19 protein-coding genes are annotated in these 17,345 nt (G+C 60.2%); 7 read left to right on the top strand and 12 right to left on the bottom strand.

Annotated features, from left to right (window positions below):
* Positions 1-146: 146 nt before the first annotated feature.
* Positions 147-944 (bottom strand): class I SAM-dependent methyltransferase, encoded by a 798-nt coding sequence (locus BJ928_RS12335; protein WP_245432288.1) that lies wholly within the window; start codon positions 942-944, stop codon positions 147-149.
* Positions 945-1,208: 264 nt separating this feature from the next.
* Positions 1,209-2,066, bottom strand: a complete 858-nt coding sequence (locus BJ928_RS12330) for a GNAT family N-acetyltransferase (RefSeq protein ID WP_047629264.1) — start codon at positions 2,064-2,066, stop codon at positions 1,209-1,211.
* Positions 2,067-2,391: 325 nt separating this feature from the next.
* Between BJ928_RS12330 and BJ928_RS12325 the strand changes: the two genes are divergently transcribed.
* The 3 genes from BJ928_RS12325 (at position 2,392) to BJ928_RS12315 (ending at position 5,568) form a co-directional block, all read left to right on the top strand.
* Positions 2,392-3,714 (top strand): UDP-glucose/GDP-mannose dehydrogenase family protein, encoded by a 1,323-nt coding sequence (locus BJ928_RS12325; RefSeq protein WP_047629262.1) that lies wholly within the window; start codon positions 2,392-2,394, stop codon positions 3,712-3,714.
* 71 nt (positions 3,715-3,785) lie between these two features.
* The gene (locus tag BJ928_RS12320) at positions 3,786-4,790 is read left to right on the top strand and encodes an NAD-dependent epimerase (protein WP_047629261.1); all 1,005 of its coding nucleotides are present in this window, start codon (positions 3,786-3,788) and stop codon (positions 4,788-4,790) included.
* Between the two features lie 4 nt (positions 4,791-4,794).
* Positions 4,795-5,568: an alpha/beta hydrolase gene (locus BJ928_RS12315; RefSeq protein ID WP_047629260.1), complete on the top strand. Its 774-nt coding sequence runs from the start codon at positions 4,795-4,797 to the stop codon at positions 5,566-5,568.
* A gap of 13 nt (positions 5,569-5,581) precedes the next feature.
* On the opposite strand, the gene BJ928_RS12310 is transcribed toward BJ928_RS12315, so the two are convergent.
* From BJ928_RS12310 to BJ928_RS12290, 5 genes are all read right to left on the bottom strand, one after another.
* Entirely contained in the window at positions 5,582-6,121 is a 540-nt protein-coding gene (locus BJ928_RS12310; RefSeq protein WP_052227515.1) for a flavin reductase, read from the bottom strand.
* Positions 6,122-6,299: 178 nt separating this feature from the next.
* Entirely contained in the window at positions 6,300-7,028 is a 729-nt protein-coding gene (locus BJ928_RS12305) for a class I SAM-dependent methyltransferase (protein WP_047629259.1), read from the bottom strand.
* 109 nt (positions 7,029-7,137) lie between these two features.
* Positions 7,138-7,644, bottom strand: a complete 507-nt coding sequence (locus BJ928_RS12300) for a VOC family protein (protein ID WP_052227514.1) — start codon at positions 7,642-7,644, stop codon at positions 7,138-7,140.
* The gene (locus BJ928_RS12295) at positions 7,644-8,033 is read right to left on the bottom strand and encodes a RidA family protein (RefSeq protein WP_047629257.1); all 390 of its coding nucleotides are present in this window, start codon (positions 8,031-8,033) and stop codon (positions 7,644-7,646) included. The genes BJ928_RS12300 and BJ928_RS12295 overlap by 1 nt, the downstream gene beginning before the upstream one ends.
* 61 nt (positions 8,034-8,094) lie before the next feature.
* Positions 8,095-8,991: a DMT family transporter gene (locus BJ928_RS12290; protein ID WP_047629551.1), complete on the bottom strand. Its 897-nt coding sequence runs from the start codon at positions 8,989-8,991 to the stop codon at positions 8,095-8,097.
* Between the two features lie 243 nt (positions 8,992-9,234).
* Between BJ928_RS12290 and BJ928_RS12285 the strand changes: the two genes are divergently transcribed.
* The gene (locus BJ928_RS12285) at positions 9,235-9,660 is read left to right on the top strand and encodes a hypothetical protein (RefSeq protein WP_047629254.1); all 426 of its coding nucleotides are present in this window, start codon (positions 9,235-9,237) and stop codon (positions 9,658-9,660) included.
* A gap of 38 nt (positions 9,661-9,698) precedes the next feature.
* Here the strand turns inward: BJ928_RS12285 and BJ928_RS12280 are convergent, their stop codons facing one another.
* The 3 genes from BJ928_RS12280 to ung all read right to left on the bottom strand — a co-directional run bounded on the left by BJ928_RS12280 (position 9,699) and on the right by ung (position 12,118).
* Complete coding sequence (locus BJ928_RS12280; protein ID WP_047629252.1) at positions 9,699-10,310, bottom strand: alpha/beta hydrolase; 612 nt, start codon at positions 10,308-10,310, stop codon at positions 9,699-9,701.
* Positions 10,311-10,324: 14 nt separating this feature from the next.
* Positions 10,325-11,257, bottom strand: coding sequence for a VOC family protein (locus BJ928_RS12275; protein ID WP_047629249.1), 933 nt, complete (start codon positions 11,255-11,257; stop codon positions 10,325-10,327).
* A 159-nt stretch (positions 11,258-11,416) separates the two neighbouring features.
* Positions 11,417-12,118: a uracil-DNA glycosylase gene (gene ung / locus BJ928_RS12270; protein ID WP_047629246.1), complete on the bottom strand. Its 702-nt coding sequence runs from the start codon at positions 12,116-12,118 to the stop codon at positions 11,417-11,419.
* 231 nt (positions 12,119-12,349) lie between these two features.
* On the opposite strand from ung, the gene BJ928_RS12265 reads away from it, so the two are divergent.
* From BJ928_RS12265 to BJ928_RS12255, 3 genes are all read left to right on the top strand, one after another.
* Positions 12,350-12,889: an ATPase AAA gene (locus BJ928_RS12265; RefSeq protein ID WP_047629242.1), complete on the top strand. Its 540-nt coding sequence runs from the start codon at positions 12,350-12,352 to the stop codon at positions 12,887-12,889.
* A gap of 30 nt (positions 12,890-12,919) precedes the next feature.
* The gene (locus tag BJ928_RS12260) at positions 12,920-13,384 is read left to right on the top strand and encodes a GNAT family N-acetyltransferase (protein WP_147413901.1); all 465 of its coding nucleotides are present in this window, start codon (positions 12,920-12,922) and stop codon (positions 13,382-13,384) included.
* 149 nt (positions 13,385-13,533) lie between these two features.
* A complete protein-coding gene (locus BJ928_RS12255) occupies positions 13,534-13,863 on the top strand; it encodes a hypothetical protein (protein ID WP_047629239.1) in 330 nt (109 codons plus the stop codon).
* A 27-nt stretch (positions 13,864-13,890) separates the two neighbouring features.
* Here the strand turns inward: BJ928_RS12255 and BJ928_RS12250 are convergent, their stop codons facing one another.
* Both BJ928_RS12250 and BJ928_RS12245 read right to left on the bottom strand, forming a co-directional pair.
* Entirely contained in the window at positions 13,891-16,341 is a 2,451-nt protein-coding gene (locus BJ928_RS12250) for an FAD-dependent oxidoreductase (RefSeq protein ID WP_183079398.1), read from the bottom strand.
* Positions 16,342-16,347: 6 nt separating this feature from the next.
* Positions 16,348-17,226, bottom strand: coding sequence for a choline/ethanolamine kinase family protein (locus tag BJ928_RS12245; RefSeq protein WP_047629233.1), 879 nt, complete (start codon positions 17,224-17,226; stop codon positions 16,348-16,350).
* Positions 17,227-17,345 lie beyond the last annotated feature (119 nt).

Below are 17,345 nucleotides of genomic sequence, written 5' to 3'. Positions count from 1 at the left end.
AAAGCTTTGTTTTTGGGAAAGCGACCCTGTTGTCTCAGGAGATTCGGCTTTTTGCATGACGAATCAGCGCCTCCAACAGGAATTTTCCCGGCTACGGGCCGGACAGGGTCTTTGGACTACCCTGATCCGGCCGATAGCCCTGCTTGTCAGACGCCGGGCTTGTGGGCGACGACATGGAAATATTCATGTTCGGCCGATGCCGTCGCACCGATCGGCTTTCCCTCGAGATCAAGCAGCAGCGCCGGCGTCGCAAAGCCGGCATCGGCCAATTGAGACTGCACCTGTGGCGGCGTTGTCGCATAGACCATGACGCCGAAATCATGGGCGCCATGCAGCAGGATCGCATGTTCGCCGTCCCGCTCCTCGAGCGGCCTCAGCCGACGCTGGCGCAGCGTGCCGGAAATGCGTCCCTCGACATAGCGCAGTGTCCGCAGCCCGAGCCGCACCGGATTCGACGTCCATTCCAGGCGGCGATAGTCAACGTGATGATCGAAGCCGCGCCACCCGCGGTGGAAGGTCGAAAAGACGAAGGCGCCGCCGGAAGAAAGGACGCGCGCGGCCTCGCGTAGAATGGCGAGTCTTCCCGATGCATCGACGGAATCGATGCCGTTGTAGCTGAAGACGACCATGTCGAAGCTGGCATCTCGGAATGGCGAGAGATCGCGCGCATCCATATGCTCGAAACGAAGATCGGGATGGTTCTTACGGCAAAGCTCGACCATCTCCGGCGTGTAATCGACACCGATATAATCGCTTGCGAAGTCACGCAAGAGCTGCGCGGTGCGGCCCCCGCCGACACCGATATCGAGAATACGCCCCTTACCCACTTGTGGGGCGGCAATAGCAAAGGCGGCACGCTCGCCTTCGTTGAGATAGCCGCTGCTGCGGCGATAATCGCGCAAGGCCCAGGAATTACTCCAGGTCCGCCGGTTAATACTTTCCATGATATGCATTTTCGGACTCCAATACAGAAAATGAACACTAAATGTTCAATTCCCCCTTGGCGCCCCGGATCATCTATACAACAGTTATACTGAACATGCAGCCGTTAAGGTTGCATTAACCTTCAATCCGGCTCTTAATCGTCTGTTAACGTTAAGATCTGCGAAAGGCAGTAGCTGTGCCGACGCAAATGCCTGTGGGGCTGGGGCGGTTCTGGCTTTCACGCAATTCCAGGAAAGCCGCTGCGCACTTTTCCTGGAATTGCTCTAGCCGAGTTCGAGCGTGGTTACACCGAATACGCGATCGAGCGGAATCGCCGGCGCCGCGCCGCGATACATGCGCGCGGTCTCGAAGACCGGCGACAGACCACAATCTTCCGCGAGCCGGATCGCCTGAACATTGTCAACAGGCACATCCAGATAGACCGGCGCGCCCTTGGTCTTCGCAACGAGTTTGCTCAGCAAGGCAAGCGCGACTTCCGGCTTGTTGGCAAACAAAGGGCCGATCTTGTAGCCCTCGAAGCAGCGGCGGATCGTGCCGTAACCGCGAACCCGGCTGCCGCCACCAACGATGAAGGATGCGCGCCTCTCTGGAGTACCGCACCAGGCCCGGATGAAGGAATGTCGCAAGCCGGGGAAAATTTCCGCGTCATATTGCAGCAGCCCATCGAGCTTGCCGTCCACGACTGGCACCACCTGCCTCGCCTGCTGCTCCTCTACCTCAGGCATTTTGGGGATGCCGCCATAACGGAGCGTCCGATACGCCGTTTCGAAACCGTGCCGCCGGTAGTGCTCCTGCTGCGCGACAACCCCGTCCAACCCGACGATGCGATTGCCGGCAAGCATCATGCCCTTGTTCCAAAGCTGCTTGCCGTATCCGCGGCCACGAAACTCCGGATGAAGCATGTAAAGACCGAGGAAAGCGAAAGCCTCGCCATAACGCACGACGGAAATGCAGCCGATGGGCACCTCGCCTATGGCGCCGATCAGAAAGCCGGACGGATCTGCCTCCCAGAAGGCGAGCGCGTCGTCAACACCGGGATTCCATCCCTCTTGCCGGGCCCATTCCAGAGCGAGTTCCAGCTCGCCAGCCCGCATCGTCCGCACGGCAAAAGTCGATTTCATGCAAAAGTCCCGAACCGCCCATCACACCGCCGTCCCTCAGGGACGACCGCGCCCAACCCATCATGTGGCAACATGCCGCCGATCACAAGCAATGGGATGATAAGCTTAAAGTACAAAGGCTTCGTTTCATTCGGAAAGCAAGGCGATCCCGCATACGCAGCGACAGAAAACCGGCAAGTGTTTGTGACACTTCCGTCGCAATTCTCCTAAACCCGGCATTGCATATAGGCGTCATCGGCGATCCTGTGTATAAGCGCAGGCGATCGCCAATGCCGGTTTTGCGCCACGACGCGAAGCCCGGCACCAGCAAGAGGATTGAAATTACATGCGCATCACGATGATCGGCTCCGGTTATGTGGGCCTCGTCTCGGGCGTTTGCTTTGCCGATTTCGGCCACGACGTCATCTGCGTCGATAAGGACGCGAGCAAGATCGATGCGTTGCGGCGCGGCGAAATACCGATCTTCGAACCGGGTCTCGAGCAGCTCGTCGCGGACAATGTCCGTGCCGGCCGTCTCTCCTTCACCACGGATGTGGAGACAAGCGTTGCCGCAAGCGACGTCGTCTTCATCGCGGTCGGCACGCCTTCGCGGCGCGGCGACGGCCATGCCGATCTCTCCTATGTCTATGCCGCCACGCGCGAAATTGCGGAGCACGTCAAAGGCTTCACCGTCATCGTCACCAAGTCGACCGTGCCCGTCGGCACTGGCGACGAGGTCGAGCGCATCGTACGCGAAACCAATCCCGACGCCGATGTCGCCGTCGTCTCCAATCCGGAATTCCTGCGCGAAGGTGCCGCCATAGAAGACTTCAAGCGGCCAGACCGCATCGTCATCGGCCTCAACGACGAGCGTGCCCGTGGCGTCATGACGGAAGTCTACCGGCCGCTCTATCTCAATCAGGCGCCGCTGCTCTTCACCTCCCGCCGCACGTCCGAGCTGATTAAATACGCCGCCAACGCCTTCCTTGCCATGAAGATCACCTTCATCAACGAGATGGCCGACCTGTGTGAAAAGGTCGGCGCCAACGTGCAGGAAGTCTCGCGCGGCATCGGCCTTGACGGCCGTATCGGCTCGAAATTCCTGCATGCCGGCCCCGGCTACGGCGGCTCCTGCTTCCCGAAGGATACGCTGGCGCTCGCCAAGACCGCACAGGATTACGACAGCCCCGTGCGCCTGATCGAAACCACCGTCTCGATCAACGACAACCGCAAGCGCGCCATGGGCCGCAAGGTGATCACCGCCATGGGCGGCGATATCAGAGGCAAGACGATCGCCGTCCTCGGCCTCACCTTCAAGCCGAACACCGACGACATGCGCGACAGCCCGGCGATCTCGATCATCCAGACGCTGCAGGATGCCGGCGCGACCGTGACCGGCTACGATCCTGAAGGCATGGGGAATGCCCGGCAGGTGATCGACAATATCGCCTATGCCGAGGATGCCTATGGCGCCGCGCGTGATGCCGATGCGCTCGTCATCGTGACGGAGTGGAACCAGTTCCGCGCGCTGGACTTTGCCCGGCTCAAATCCGTGATGAAGGCGCCGGTTCTGGTCGACCTCAGAAACATCTATCGCCACGACGAGGTCACAAAGCACGGCTTTGCCTATACAAGCATCGGCAGACCCTCCAGCGACGACACACTTTAGAGCGTTTACGCATTCCGAACGGAAAACCGTTACGCGCTTTTCCCGGAAATGCTTCAAGCAAAGGCCGATCAATGCGTTATCTCATCACCGGCACTGCCGGTTTCATCGGATTCCACCTTGCCAAGCGCCTGCTTGACGAAGGTCATTTCGTGGTCGGCTTCGACGGCATGACGCCTTATTACGACGTGAAGCTCAAGGAGAAGCGCACCGCCATCCTCGCCCGCTCCAACGGCTTCAAGTTCGTCACGGGCATGCTGGAGGACAAGACGGCGCTCGATCATGCAGCCGAACTCGCCGAGCCCGACGTGATCGTCCATCTCGCCGCCCAGGCCGGCGTGCGCTACAGCCTCGAAAATCCGCGTTCGTACGTCGATTCCAACCTCGTCGGCTCGTTCAACATTCTGGAACTGGCGAGAAACCTGCAGCCGAAACACCTGCTGCTGGCATCGACCTCTTCCGTCTACGGCGCCAACGAAAAGATCCCCTTTGCCGAAAGCGACAAGGCCGACGAGCAGATGACGATCTATGCGGCGACAAAGAAGAGCATGGAGCTGATGGCGCATAGCTACGCCCATCTCTTCAACGTGCCGACGACGGCCTTCCGCTTCTTCACTGTCTATGGTCCCTGGGGCCGCCCAGACATGGCGCTCTTCAAGTTCGTCGACGCCATCCGCAATGACCGGCCGATCGAAATCTACGGCGAAGGCAAGATGAGCCGCGATTTCACCTATATCGACGATCTCGTCGAAGGCATCGTGCGCTTGATCGGCGTCGTGCCGTCGGAGGAAAACAGGATCGTATCGGAGACGGTCCTCGACACCCTGTCGAAGAATGCGCCCTTCCGTGTTGTCAATATCGGCGGCGGCCAGCCTGTGGGGCTGATGACCTTCGTCGAGACCATCGAGACGATGCTCGGCAAGAAGGCGATCCGCAAGATGCTGCCAATGCAGCCTGGCGACGTCCACAACACCTATGCCGTTCCGGACTTGCTTGTGGCGCTGACCGGCTTCAAGCCGCAGATCGAAGTCGACGAAGGCGTAAAGCGCTTCGTCGAGTGGTATCAGGAAAACTATTGAAGAAATGACTGGCATCATCGAAACGGAACATTGGATCGAGAGCGCCGCCGGGCGGCTCTATGCCAAATCATGGATGCCGGATGTCGAGACATCCCAACCACCGATAATCCTGTTTCACGATTCGCTCGGGTGCATCGCGCTCTGGCGCGATTTTCCGGAGCGACTTGCCGATTCCCTCGGTCGTCGGGTCATCGCCTATGATCGGCTGGGCTTTGGTCGGTCCGATGCCCGCAACGATCTTCTAGCGCAGGATTTCATTGCGTCGGAGGCCGAGCATTTCGTACCGCTGCTTTGCGAGCAGCTGTCCATTCGGGAATTTGTCGCCTGCGGGCACAGCGTCGGTGGCGGTATGGCGGTGGAGACGGGAGCAAGGTTTGGCGAACGCTGCCGCGCCGTGATCACCATCGCCGCCCAGGCCTTCGTGGAGGACAGGACCCTGCAGGGCATCCGGGTCGCGCAGCAGGAATTCAAGTCGGCCGACACATTCGCACGACTTGCCAAATATCATGGCGGCAAGGCCGAATGGGTGTTGCACGCCTGGATCGACACCTGGCTCGATCCGGCAAGGGCCGGATGGACCCTCGATGCAGCGCTGGAGAACCTGCGCTGTCCGGTACTCGCCATCCACGGAGACCGCGACGAATATGGCTCCGAAGCGCATCCGCGCCACATCGCGGCTGGGCGCGGCCCGGTCCATATCATGCCGGACACCGGGCACGTCCCGCATCGCGAGCACCCAGCCCTCGTCATAAAGACGATCGAAGACTTTCTGGCGTGAATGCGCGAGCGGCCTATTCGGGCTGACCTGCCGGGTGATAGGCTCGATCGAAGTAGATAAGTCCCTGACCGTTGTCACGTTGACGAATGGCCGCGACTTCGCACAAAAGAATATCGTGCGTCCCGCCATCGACCTGACGGACGATACGGCAATCAAACGAGACGAGGGCATTTTCGAGCACGGGTGCACCGGTCGACAATTCCGACCATGCGGCAGCACCAAAGCGCTCCGCAACCGGGGTCTTGCCGCCGAAAAGCCGTGACAGATCCTGATGAGCTTCCGAAAGGACATTGACACAGAGCACGCCATTCTGCGTAACGGCGGGGTGAACGGAAGCACCACGATTGAGACAGACGAGCAAGGTCGGCGGGCTGTCCGTGACGCTGCAGACGGCGGTCGCGGCAAAGCCCGCAAGTCCTGCCGGACCATTGGTCGTGACAATGTTCACCGCAGCCGCCATCCGCGCCATGGCATTGCGAAACTCGGTGCGCGCAATGTCGGGGTCGGCGACGGGTATCGCCTTCTCGATTGCCACGGAGGTTTTCATGTTCATCCCACTATCCCCTAACTCGCGCTAGTCAGGCCACACTATAGATAGGATGAATGCGCCTCAAGAAACGACATTTTCCGGAAGCGGCCCTTCGCGAGCAATTAGTTCCCTATAAAATCTATCAATAAAGGGAAAATCATCTGCGCCGAGCCGAAGACGCAAGAATGCTCCGAAGCCGGTCTCAGGTCCGCGTGGAAATCAGCAGGAACATCGGCCGCTCGCGCTCGATCGCCCAATCCGGATGCGCGGCAAGGTCGTCATCGCTCGGCGACCATTCCTCGACATGGGCGATGGTGAAGCCGGACTTGATCAGGAGGTTGAGCGTCGTACCCATCGTACGGTGCTGCTTGACGACGCCATCGGCGAGCCAGTTCGTCACTCGCGGCCCCTCGATCTGGTAGGCGCTAAGCGGCCAGATCTTGCCACCTTCTGCATCATCAACCCAATCGGGCTGCCGGGGCGCCATGTATATCGGATGCTCGATCGAAAAGATCAGCCGGCCGCCGGGCTTCAGTACCTGACGGATCGTCGCCAGCAATCCGGCAAAGCCCTCGACATAGTGGAAGGCCAGTGAACTGTAGACGAGATCGAAGCCAGCCTTTGGAAGCTGGAGCCTTTCCAGATCGGCCAGATCGTAACGAACACGCGCATCCGCCGTCTCCGCGCGGGCACGTTCCAGCATTTTCTCGGAGACATCCAGCCCCAGCACGCTGGCCGCCCCCTGCTCGGCCGCCCAGCGGCAGAACCAGCCGAAACCGCAACCGAGATCGACGACGTCGAGACCCTTCAGGTCAGGCATCAGGGCCTGGATAGCCGGCCATTCGGCCGCACCCGCCAGCCCGTCGATGGAACGCTGCAGGCGGCTATAGCCATCGAAAAAACCGGGATCGTCGTAGATATTCTGGGTCATGCTCGTCTTCCGTGCGTCTCTGCAGCCTGCAATTGGCGGCATCCCCTCGGCATAGACCATAAGGAGCCCGACGAAAAGCCAATTGCGCGGTAGCTTCGGCCGGCGCCGCTCAAACCGACGGTTTCGGCCGCGACAGCCATTGCGAATAGGGTTTTACGCCGAAACCGGGATCGGCCGCATCCTCAAGCACATGGATGAATTCGATCGAATGCCCGTCGGGATCGGAAAAGTACTGCGAAACAGCCGGCACCCAGCCGAGAACGACGGGCTCATCAAGCGGCTCGCCATTGAAGCCCTTCGGTTGAACGCCATGAGCCTTCAAAGCGGCGGCGGAACGAAGGAGATCGTCGAGAGAGGTTCTGAACGCAATGTGTAGCCGCATGCGCAAGGGCGCGCTGCCTGTCTCCCATAGCCCGAGCATACCCATCCGCTTGTCGTCGATCCAAAAGAACGCGACGCGTCTGTCTTCGATGACGGTCGCAAGTTCCAATTTCAGGATGTCGCGATAGAATCCTATCGAACGCTGCAGATCGGCAACCGTCAGATGCGTTTCGTAAAGCCCCAGGATGCGGGGCATGGACGGATCGGCCGCATGCTCCGGATGGCCATTGGTCATCACAGCACCTTTGCCGCCGTGACTTCGACTTCAACCAGAAATTCGGCGCGGGTAAATCCGCCAACGATCAGCAGTGTGGAGACCGGCGCGGGATCTTGGACGTAACGATCGCGCACGGCCATATAGGCGGGAAAATCCTCGCGCGTGGTGACGAAGCCGCCGATGCGGATGACATCGGCAAAGCTCATGCCCGCCTCTTCCAGAATGGCGCCGATTGCCTTGAAACACATCTCGGCCTGGGCGGTAACGTCAGACGGAATACGATCGTCGAGACCGACGCCGAGCTGGCCGGATGTGACCAGCAGGCTGGCGCCCGGCGGCACCAGCAGACCATGATTGTAATTGCCGAAAGGGCGGCGGACGGATGAGGGATTGAACGTTCTTTTCATCGATACCGACTCCTGATGACCGGCGCGATATCAGCATTTTGTGATGAAAGGAGCAAGACGCTCAATGCGCCCGCACCGATGTTACCGCCCGATTCCGTCGTATTTCCAACAGGATATGTCCGAAAAGCGCGGCAAGCACGATCGGGCCGCCGATGAGCGTCGCCGTCGAGGGACGTTCGGCGAAAAGCATCCAGACCCAGAGCGGCGTCAGCGGCACTTCGAGCGCGGTCAGCAGGGCGGCATCCGAGGCCGGCACCAGCCGCGAGCCGAACGTATAGAGACTGAGGCCCATAGCATTCTGGACGATGCCGAAGGCGATGATAAGGCCGAGATCCTGACCGGAGATCGATAGCGGCGAGGCAAACCAGAAGGTCACGAAGGAGCAAAGCCAGGCGGACAAGGCCATGGCCGGCAGCATCGGCACATTGCGATGCTGGCGCATGACGACGGCAAGGGCTGCGACCGTCAGCGTCATGATGGCGGCAAGCCCCTTGCCGAGCCAGCTCCCGCCATCGCTTCCGTGACCGGAAAGCATGACGAGCACGCCGATGAAGGCGATACCGCTGGCGATCAGCGTCCTCCTGTTGGGACGCTCGCCGATGAAGAGGAAGGCGACGCCCGCCGTGACGAAAGGCACCGTCGCGTAGATGACCATCGCATCGGCAACCGACGTATAGTAGATCGAGCCGATACCGCTGATCATGGAGGCGGTGGAAAAGATAGTCGCCGCCAGCGAGGGGCCGCGCATGGAGCGCAACACACGAAAGGCGTTACGCCGCTCGATATAGAAAAACAGCGCGAAGACGCCAAGGCCGGACACGATTCCGCGGCAGAACAGAATGGTCATCAGGTCGGCATGGATCGCCCGCACGAAGAGACCGGAAGTCGACCATGCCAGCGCCGAAGCCGCGACATAGGCCACGCCCAACCTGTATTGCTGCTGTTCCGCCAGCGTCACGACAAAATCCCCCGCCCTGTAGCGGCAGAGCATTAGCGGGCAGTCTTGACGCCTACAAGCAAAGCTTGCGCCGTTGGGTGTCGCTGATGCCGGAAGATGGCAGGGGTTGCAGGAAGGTCACGCCTCTTTCCGGTCGGCGATCGAAAACACTTCCCTACCCATTGGTATTGGTAGGATCGTATTGATCTTGAACATATCGGCGATCGCTCTAGGGTTCTGACGACTTCGTCGAAGGAGAATCAGTTGCGCTTGCTGTCAGCCACTTTGTTTGCATGCGGCTGCGTCAGCTTGGTCGACGGTCCGTTATGGCCGCCGGCGCAAACCTATGTCGACGTGACAGTGCAATGCAGTCAAAGCACCAACCCCGCCCGCTGCGAACATACACGTAAAAGCTGGAAGGCCGATTATGATGAAGCCATCGCAGGCGGGTACCGTGCGCAGAAACATGTCGCCCTCTGCCTGAGCACCGGCTGCGACGAGGCGATCCAACCGGATAAAATGCTCGGCTGCGCCTGGCGTATCGTCATTGCCGACAGGAAGCACGCTCAACCGGACAGCATGGATTTTGCCAATCTCACCCGTTTCTGCGGAACGGATTATGTCGACGAGAAGGGAAAGCTTGCCGCGGCCTCGGAAGCGAAGGTGATGTTGCGCCAGATCGGCAAATAGAGGCGACGCGCCAGAAGTGCTCTGACGCGTCGCCGGCTTCATGCATAAGGCGCAAGGAAAGTGCGGATGGCTTCGATCTCGTTGGGCCTGATATCGTGGCCGCCAGCATGCCAGTCGAGCGTGACCTCGGCATCCTGCCGCGCAAAGTAGTCGGCGAGCGCCTTGGTCACCGGCGCGGGCGCTATCGGATCACGTTCGCCTGCCGTGATCAGCACGCGCCGGCCCTGCAACCGGGCATTATCCTTCGGCTGGAACGGGATGAGCGGATGCATCAGCACGGCCGCGTCGAAGAGATTACCATGCTCGATCAGCACGTTGGCAAGAATATTCGCGCCGTTGGAAAACCCGAGTCCGAGCACCTGCGACGCGCCATACTCCGCCGCCAGACCCGAGACATAGTTCGCCATCTTTTCCGTCGCCCGGGCGAGATCGGCCATGTCGTAGACGCCCTCGCCCGTCCGGCGGAAGAAGCGCGCTGCCCCATGTTCCGAGACATCGCCGCGAGGCGATACGATGGTCGCGTCCGGCAGCAGCCGGGCGGCGAAATCGAAGAACTGGTTCTCGTCGCCGCCGGTGCCGTGGAAAGTGAAGAAAATCGGCTTTCCGGATGCACCGGCCTTCAGCCGGTGCACATAACTCGTATCAGTCATAGTCCTTCCTCCGATTAGCCTTCCAGCGGCTCCAGATGTTGCTCGATCAGCCCACGCAGATGCGCATGCTGCTCGGGCAGTTTCAGCGCTTCGCCGAGATGAGCGGTATCCTCGTCGCGGTTGAAGCCGGGTTCATTGGTGGCGACTTCGAACAGCACGCCGCCCGGCGTACGGAAGTAGATCGCCCAGAAGTAGTCGCGGTCGATGACCGGCGTAACCTGATAGCCCGTGTCCATCAGCGCCTTGCGCACTTCAAGCTGCTTTGCGCGGTTCTCGACGGCAAAGGCGACATGGTGGACGGAGCCTGCGCCCGGAAGAGCCCGGTTGATGTTCGGCATGGTTTCGAGGTCGACATAGTCGGCACCGTTGCCGCCGGGAATGGCAAGCCGCTTGACGCCTTCATGGGTGTCGACGACTTCGTAGCCCATGTATTTCAGCAGTTCGGCGGTTGCGCCCTCATCCCTCAACCGCATGGCGACGGAATGGAAGCCGCGGATGGCATGTTCGGCATCGACGCCGTTATGCGTCCAGGGCAGACGAGCATCGTCCTTGACCTCGACCAGCGCAAAGCCGTCACCATCCGGACCGGCGAAATGCAGCCGCTTCTGGCCGAAGGATTCGTCGGCCTTCAGGCCCTCGACGCCATGTTGGCCGAGGCGTTCTGTCCAGTAGCCGATGGCACCTTCCGGAACGGAATAGACGGTATTGCCGACTTCGCCGGTACCCGGGCGACCGCGCGCCATCTTCGGGAACGGGAAGTAGGTCATGATTGTGCCGGGCGTGCCGATCTCGTCACCATAGTAAAGGTGATAGACATCGGGAGCGTCGAAATTCACCGTCTTCTTGACGCGGCGCAGGCCGAGCGTGTCCGTGAAGAATTTGTTGTTGGTGCGGGCGTCTTCCGCCATCGAGGTAACGTGGTGAAGACCTTTGATCTGGTTAAGCATCTTAAACCCCTTTGCTCGCCTGCACCGGCAGGCGTTTCTCATGGGCAGAAGATGGTCTTCCCGGGCCTGTTTCGATAGCCCCCAATAGCCAAACGGATTGTCTTCAGTGAGTGAACAATAAATTCTGATCGTTCACTATGACAGAGAAGAAGCGTGACCTCACTGCTGTTCCGGATTGCTCGGCAGGGACCAGTCGATGGGATCTCTGCCATGCTCGGCCAGATAGGCGTTGGCCTTGGAGAAATGCCGGCAGCCGAAGAAACCATTATGGGCCGACAGCGGCGAAGGATGGACGGATTTCAGCACGAGATGGCGATCGGTATCGACGAAGGCGGCCTTCTTCTGCGCATAGGAACCCCAGAGCATGAATACGACGCCATCACACTCGTCGTTCACCCTGCGGATCACGGCGTCCGTAAAGCGCTCCCAGCCCTTGCCCTGATGCGACGCAGCCTGCGATTCCTCGACCGTCAGCACGCTGTTGAGCAGCAGCACGCCCTGCTTCGCCCAGCTTTCCAGAAAGCCGTGACGAGCCGGCGGAATGCCGAGATCGGTTTCCAGTTCCTTGTAGATATTGACCAGCGACGGCGGAATGCGAACGCCGGGGCGCACGCTGAAGCAAAGCCCATGCGCCTGACCGAAGCCGTGATAGGGGTCCTGCCCGAGGATGACCACCTGCACCTCGTCGATCGGCGTCAGATCGAGCGCGCGGAAATATTCGCTGCCGCGCGGGAAGATCACCTTGCCGCGCTGCTTCTCCTCGACGAGGAAAGCCTTGAGCTGCTGCATGTAGTCGCTCTCGAATTCCGGAGACAGCGCCTCTTTCCAGCTTTCCTCAAGCTTGATGTTCGCTTCCACCATCGTCCTTCGTCTCCGTCTGTTGTCAGCAGTCCGATTGAGGATGAAAGCGACGGCATGTCAAGAAATGGCTGAGGCCATGAAGAGGAGATCACAGTTTTTGACCAGCGCCGCCGCTTGGCTCTGCCCCTCTCTGAGGAGCTTTCGACGGCAGCAGCCAGGCAAGCAAGCGTTGACAACTCCCTTCGCTTCAGCCAATGGAAGCCATCCCATCTTTTCGACCGGTGCCTCCTCATGCTTCCCTTGCATTCCCTTGGCGAGCGCATTGTCGTGCTCGGCCCTTCCAATGCCGGCAAGTCGACCCTGGCGGTTGCACTTTCCAAAAAACTTGGCTTTCCAACGGTTCATCTCGATCAGCTTCACCATCTGCCCCATACGGATTGGCAGCAGCGTCCGGAAGCAGAGTTCGCGGCGCTTCATGATGCGGCGATTCTTGGCGAACAATGGATCATGGAGGGTAACTATACGCGCCTGATGCCCCAGCGTTTGGTGCGCGCAACCGGCGCTATCCTCATAACCTCCAATCACTGGCTGCGTTTTACCCGTTATCTGAAGCGCACGCTCTCCAACCGCTCGGACCGAGCCGGGCATCTCGAAGGCGCCAAGGACAGCATCAAGTGGGAGATGATCCACTGGATACTCGTGAAGACCCGCAACAGCAGCGTCAAATACACGAAAATCCTTGAGGAATCCGAGTTACCGACGGTGGAGTGCCACACGGCGGAGGCACTCAATAGCCTCTACCGGGCCTGGGATCTGCCGAAGAGACAGTAGGCGACATCGGAAATCTTGCTTGAGGTCGACATGCAGATCCAGATCCATCCGGCCACACATGCTGACATCGTGCCGTGGATCGAACTGTCGGAAGCGGTCGCTGGGCTCTTTGGCCCAATGCCCGATTTTTCGGCGACCCTGGCTCCGAAGATCGATCGGAAGCAGGCTCTTTGCGCCAGAATTGTCGATGGCCCGCCGTTTGCCGGAGGCATCCTGCTCGGGGGATCAGCCGACGCGTTCTGGATACGCTGGCTTGCGGTTACGCCGGCATATCGTCGTTGCGGCATTGGTCGAAGGTTGATCGAGGCAGCCATCGCATGTGCTTGCCCGAATTGCGTCATCTACGTGGATACCTTCACCGAGGAAACCGCCGGCGGTTTGGCAGCACGGCGGGCTTACCAAAGCTGCGGTTTCGCGCCGTCGGAAGTTTGGGAAAACGAAGGCATAGTCCGCCAACGCTTCATGAAGACACCCGCGAAGATTTCAGTTCCCTGATAAACGCCTCCCGCGCCTGCCGACCGCACAGATTTACCAATTGAAGTCATTGCGAGCACCGGGAAAAACCGTAAGCTCCGCTGACTATCTGTTCGAAACATACAGGGACCGGAATATCATCCACAAATCGGCCAAGCGGAACCGTCAAGATGAATTTGCTCCATTACCTGCTGCTGTTCTTCGGCGGCGTCTTTCTTATGAATGCGGTCCCGCACCTGGTCAGCGGCGTCCTCGGCAGATCCTTTCAATCCCCTTTCGCCAAGCCCCACGGCGTCGGGCTCTCGTCGTCGACAGTCAATGTCGTCTGGGGCTTCGCCAATCTCGTGGTTGCGTACCTGCTTCTTGTCACGCCCGGCTCACTGCATTGGGATGATGGATTGGATGCGCTCGCCATTGGCCTCGGCGCATTTGCACTCGCCTTGTTTGCCGCACGTCACTTCGGCAAGTTCCACGGCGGGAACACGTCTGAAAAGCAGTGAAGCAACAACTCGTTCGCCTCTCGGCAATCACCCCTTGATGCGCACCATCTGCGGATCATAGAGCGGCTTCAGCGACACCTGGCACGGTGCGCGGCTCTGTGCGACATCGAGCTCGTAGCGGCCGGACAGCACGAAATCCTCCGTCACGCCGCCGGGATCGCGGACATAGCCGTAGCCGATCGCCTTGCCGATCGTGTAGCCGTAGCCGCCGCTCGACAGCCAGCCGACGCGCTGCCCGTTGCGATAGATCGTCTCGCGGCCGAGAAGCACGACCTCGGGATCATCGGGCACGAAGCAGGCGAGCATCTTTTTCACGCCCGAGGCCAGTTGCCGCTCGATCGCCTCGCGGCCACGAAACGGCGTGCCCTTCTTCATCTTCACCGCCCAGGCAAGCCCGGCTTCGACCGGCGTGTGATCCGGCCCGATATCGGAACCCCAGGCGCGATAACCCTTCTCCAGCCGGCAGCTCTCGATGGCACGATAGCCAGCGTTGATAAGACCATGCTCGCGCCCCGCCGCCATCAGCACATCGTAGACGGTAGCGGCATATTCGACGGGCACATGCAGCTCGTAGCCGAGTTCGCCGACATAGGTGATGCGCAGCGCCCTGACGGGGCAGCCGGCAATGCCAACGGTCCGAACCTTGCCGAACGGGAATGAGGCATTCGAAACGTCGTCCGAGGTCACGGCCTGCAAGATCGCACGCGACTTCGGCCCCATCAGCGACAGCACCGAATAGGCCGATGTCACATCCACCAGCTCCGCATGCATCTCCGCTGGAATATTGCGGGCAATCCAGTCGAAGTCGTGAGTGGCAAAGCCGGTGCCAGTGGTGATGTAGAACTCATTCTCGGCGGTGCGGGCAACGGTGACGTCGCATTCGATGCCGCCCCGATCGTTCAGCATCTGCGTATAGGTCAAAGAACCGACGGGCTTGGCGACGTCATTGGCGGCAATCCACGAGATCGCCGCCTCTGCATCCCTGCCTTTCAGCACGAATTTGGCAAAGGAGGTCTGGTCGAAGATGACGGCCGCCTCACGAACGGCTTTATGCTCCCGCCCGACGGCATCGAACCAGTTCTGGCGGCCATAGGTATAGATATCCTTCGGTTCCTCGCCGGCAAAAAGATCGGCAAACCAGTTCGGCCGCTCCCAGCCGAGCTTTTCGCCGAAGCAGGCGCCCTGCGCCTTCAGGCGATCGTAAAGCGGCGACTTGCGGCAGGGCCGACCACTGGAATGCTCTTCGAAAGGCCACGCCATGGTGTAATGCTTGCCATAGGCTTCCAGCGTGCGGGTGCGCACCCAATCCGTGTCGAAATGCGGACGGCCGAAACGCCTGATATCAACAGGCCAGAGATCATAGGGCGGCTCGCCCTTGGCGACCCATTCGGCAAGTGCCATGCCGGCGCCGCCGGCCGAAGCGATACCGAAAGCATTGAAGCCGGCGCCGACGAAGAAATTCTTCAGCTCCGGCGCCTCGCCGAGAATGAAGTTGCCGTCGGGCGTAAAGCTCTCCGGGCCGCACAGCAACTGCTTGACCCCGGCTGTCTGCAGCGCCGGCACGCGCACCAGCGCCTGCTCCATGATCTGCTCGAAATGATCGAAATTGCTGTCGAGCAGCGTGTAGTGGAAATCCCTGGGGATTCCATCGAGTGCCCAGGGAATCGGATTAGGCTCATAGCCGCCCATGACCAGCCCGCCGACCTCTTCCTTGTAATAGGTCAGCCGGTCGGGATCGCGCAGCGTCGGCAGGTTGGAAGGCACGCCGAAGGATTCGGTGATGAGATATTGATGCTCGACCGAAACGAGCGGCACATTGACACCGAAACGGCCGGCAAAGGTCCGCGTCCACTGCCCGGCGCAGACGACGACGCGCTCGCATTCGATGCGGCCTTTCTCGGTGATGACGGCGCGGATGCGGCCCTTGTCGATCTCCAGATCAAGAACTTCCGTATCCTCGAAAATCGACACACCGCTCATGCGGGCGCCCTTGGCCAGCGCCTGGGTGATATCGGACGGGTTGGCCTGCCCGTCGGTCGGCAGGAAGGCAGCGCCGACGAGATCGTCCACATCCATCAGCGGCCAAAGATCAAAAGCCTCCTTGGGCGTCAGCAGATGCATCTGCAGGCCGAAGGATTGTGCCGTCGTCGCCTGCCGCTTCACCTCCGTCCAGCGCTCCTCGTTGCAGGCAAGCCGCAGACCGCCATTCATCTTCCAGCCGGTGGCAAGGCCCGTCTCCGCCTCGAGCTTCTTGTAGAGGTCGACGGAATAGCCGAGCATCTGCGTGATGTTGGCGCTGGTGCGCAGCTGACCGACAAGGCCGGCTGCATGGAACGTCGTGCCCGAAGTCAGCTTCTTGCGCTCCAGCAGCACGGTATCGGTAAAGCCGAGCTTGCCGAGATGGTAAGCGGTCGAGCAGCCGATGATGCCGCCGCCGATGACGACGGTCTTTGCGGTAGCGGGCAGTTCCTTCATCACGTCACCTCAAGAATTGCGAAAATCCTGCCAGGCGCTCTCGAAGCGCCGCAGGTTTTCAGCTGTATAGGAAGAATAATCGAAATCGATGTCGGAATGGATTTCGGACACCATGCTCCACATCGTCTCGCGCAGAAGCGAAGCGCATTTCATCGCCTGATAGCGCCGGCGCAGATCGTCACTGACGGGAGCCTCGAAATAGGCTTCCAGCATCGCCTCTTCCTGCGTCTCGGAGAATTCATTGTTGGAGGCAAGGCCGCCAAGATCGAAGAGTGGCGTGTTGAAGCCGGCATAATCCCAGTCGATCAGCCACAGCCGCTCGCCATCGTCGAGGAAGTTCGCCGCCAGCAGATCATTGTGACCGAAGGCGACCTCGAAAGGTCCGGCTGCGCGCTCCAGCCGCTCGGCAGTGTCCAGAAAGGCAGGCAGCAGCGACTTGTGCCGACTATCGCCTGCCGCCAGGAGAGCCGCATAGTCCCTGACGACGTGGAAAACCCAGAAGATTGCGGCTGGTCCACGAAAATGCCTCGCGACATCGCGGTGGCAGGCCCTGACGAGCGGCACGACGCGGCTCATCATTGCCGGGTCCCGGATCTCGTCGGCCGACAGCGGCCTAGCATCGATGTAGTCGAGCACCAATATGCCGGGCTCATGATGGATCACGGCAGGAGAAAGACCGGCTGCATGGGCCGCCCGGCTGGCCGCCACCTCGTTGGTGCGGCTGATGTGGTGGACGGGAATGTCGGACCCCAGCCGCACGACGAAGCGCCGACCGTCATTGCCGACCAGATAGTTGCGATTGGTGATGCCGCCTACGAGCGGTTCGATATCGATCGGCCCGCGCCAGATGCTGAGAGAATGTATCCTGTCTTCCGCCGTCGCAGTCATTCCCCCTCCGGTCCTACTGCTGAGCATCCTATGGACGCGAAGGTTCTCCACAAAAGCAGGACTGTCAAGAGGCGCCCACAAAAAGAAACAAATTATTGGCTTTTTGTTGGATTTTCGCG

It is taken from the genome of Rhizobium sp. WW_1 (assembly GCF_003610155.1).
GTDB classification, from domain to species: Bacteria; Pseudomonadota; Alphaproteobacteria; order Rhizobiales; family Rhizobiaceae; genus Rhizobium; species Rhizobium tropici_A.
The sequence above is the reverse complement of the archived record's forward strand: the minus strand, read 5'-3'. Positions and strand labels throughout refer to the sequence as shown.

Coding starts and splice junctions, on each gene's coding strand:
- BJ928_RS12330 (WP_047629264.1), bottom strand. CDS start 2,066: ATGAAATCGACTTTTGCCGTGCGGACGATGCGGGCTGGCGAGCTGGAA.
- BJ928_RS12315 (WP_047629260.1), top strand. CDS start 4,795: ATGACTGGCATCATCGAAACGGAACATTGGATCGAGAGCGCCGCCGGG.
- BJ928_RS12300 (WP_052227514.1), bottom strand. CDS start 7,644: ATGACCAATGGCCATCCGGAGCATGCGGCCGATCCGTCCATGCCCCGC.
- BJ928_RS12335 (WP_245432288.1), bottom strand. CDS start 944: ATGGAAAGTATTAACCGGCGGACCTGGAGTAATTCCTGGGCCTTGCGC.
- BJ928_RS12275 (WP_047629249.1), bottom strand. CDS start 11,257: ATGCTTAACCAGATCAAAGGTCTTCACCACGTTACCTCGATGGCGGAA.
- ung (WP_047629246.1), bottom strand. CDS start 12,118: ATGGTGGAAGCGAACATCAAGCTTGAGGAAAGCTGGAAAGAGGCGCTG.
- BJ928_RS12280 (WP_047629252.1), bottom strand. CDS start 10,310: ATGACTGATACGAGTTATGTGCACCGGCTGAAGGCCGGTGCATCCGGA.
- BJ928_RS12325 (WP_047629262.1), top strand. CDS start 2,392: ATGCGCATCACGATGATCGGCTCCGGTTATGTGGGCCTCGTCTCGGGC.
- BJ928_RS12255 (WP_047629239.1), top strand. CDS start 13,534: ATGAATTTGCTCCATTACCTGCTGCTGTTCTTCGGCGGCGTCTTTCTT.
- BJ928_RS12245 (WP_047629233.1), bottom strand. CDS start 17,226: ATGACTGCGACGGCGGAAGACAGGATACATTCTCTCAGCATCTGGCGC.
- BJ928_RS12320 (WP_047629261.1), top strand. CDS start 3,786: ATGCGTTATCTCATCACCGGCACTGCCGGTTTCATCGGATTCCACCTT.
- BJ928_RS12305 (WP_047629259.1), bottom strand. CDS start 7,028: ATGACCCAGAATATCTACGACGATCCCGGTTTTTTCGATGGCTATAGC.
- BJ928_RS12260 (WP_147413901.1), top strand. CDS start 12,920: ATGCAGATCCAGATCCATCCGGCCACACATGCTGACATCGTGCCGTGG.
- BJ928_RS12310 (WP_052227515.1), bottom strand. CDS start 6,121: ATGAACATGAAAACCTCCGTGGCAATCGAGAAGGCGATACCCGTCGCC.
- BJ928_RS12265 (WP_047629242.1), top strand. CDS start 12,350: ATGCTTCCCTTGCATTCCCTTGGCGAGCGCATTGTCGTGCTCGGCCCT.
- BJ928_RS12295 (WP_047629257.1), bottom strand. CDS start 8,033: ATGAAAAGAACGTTCAATCCCTCATCCGTCCGCCGCCCTTTCGGCAAT.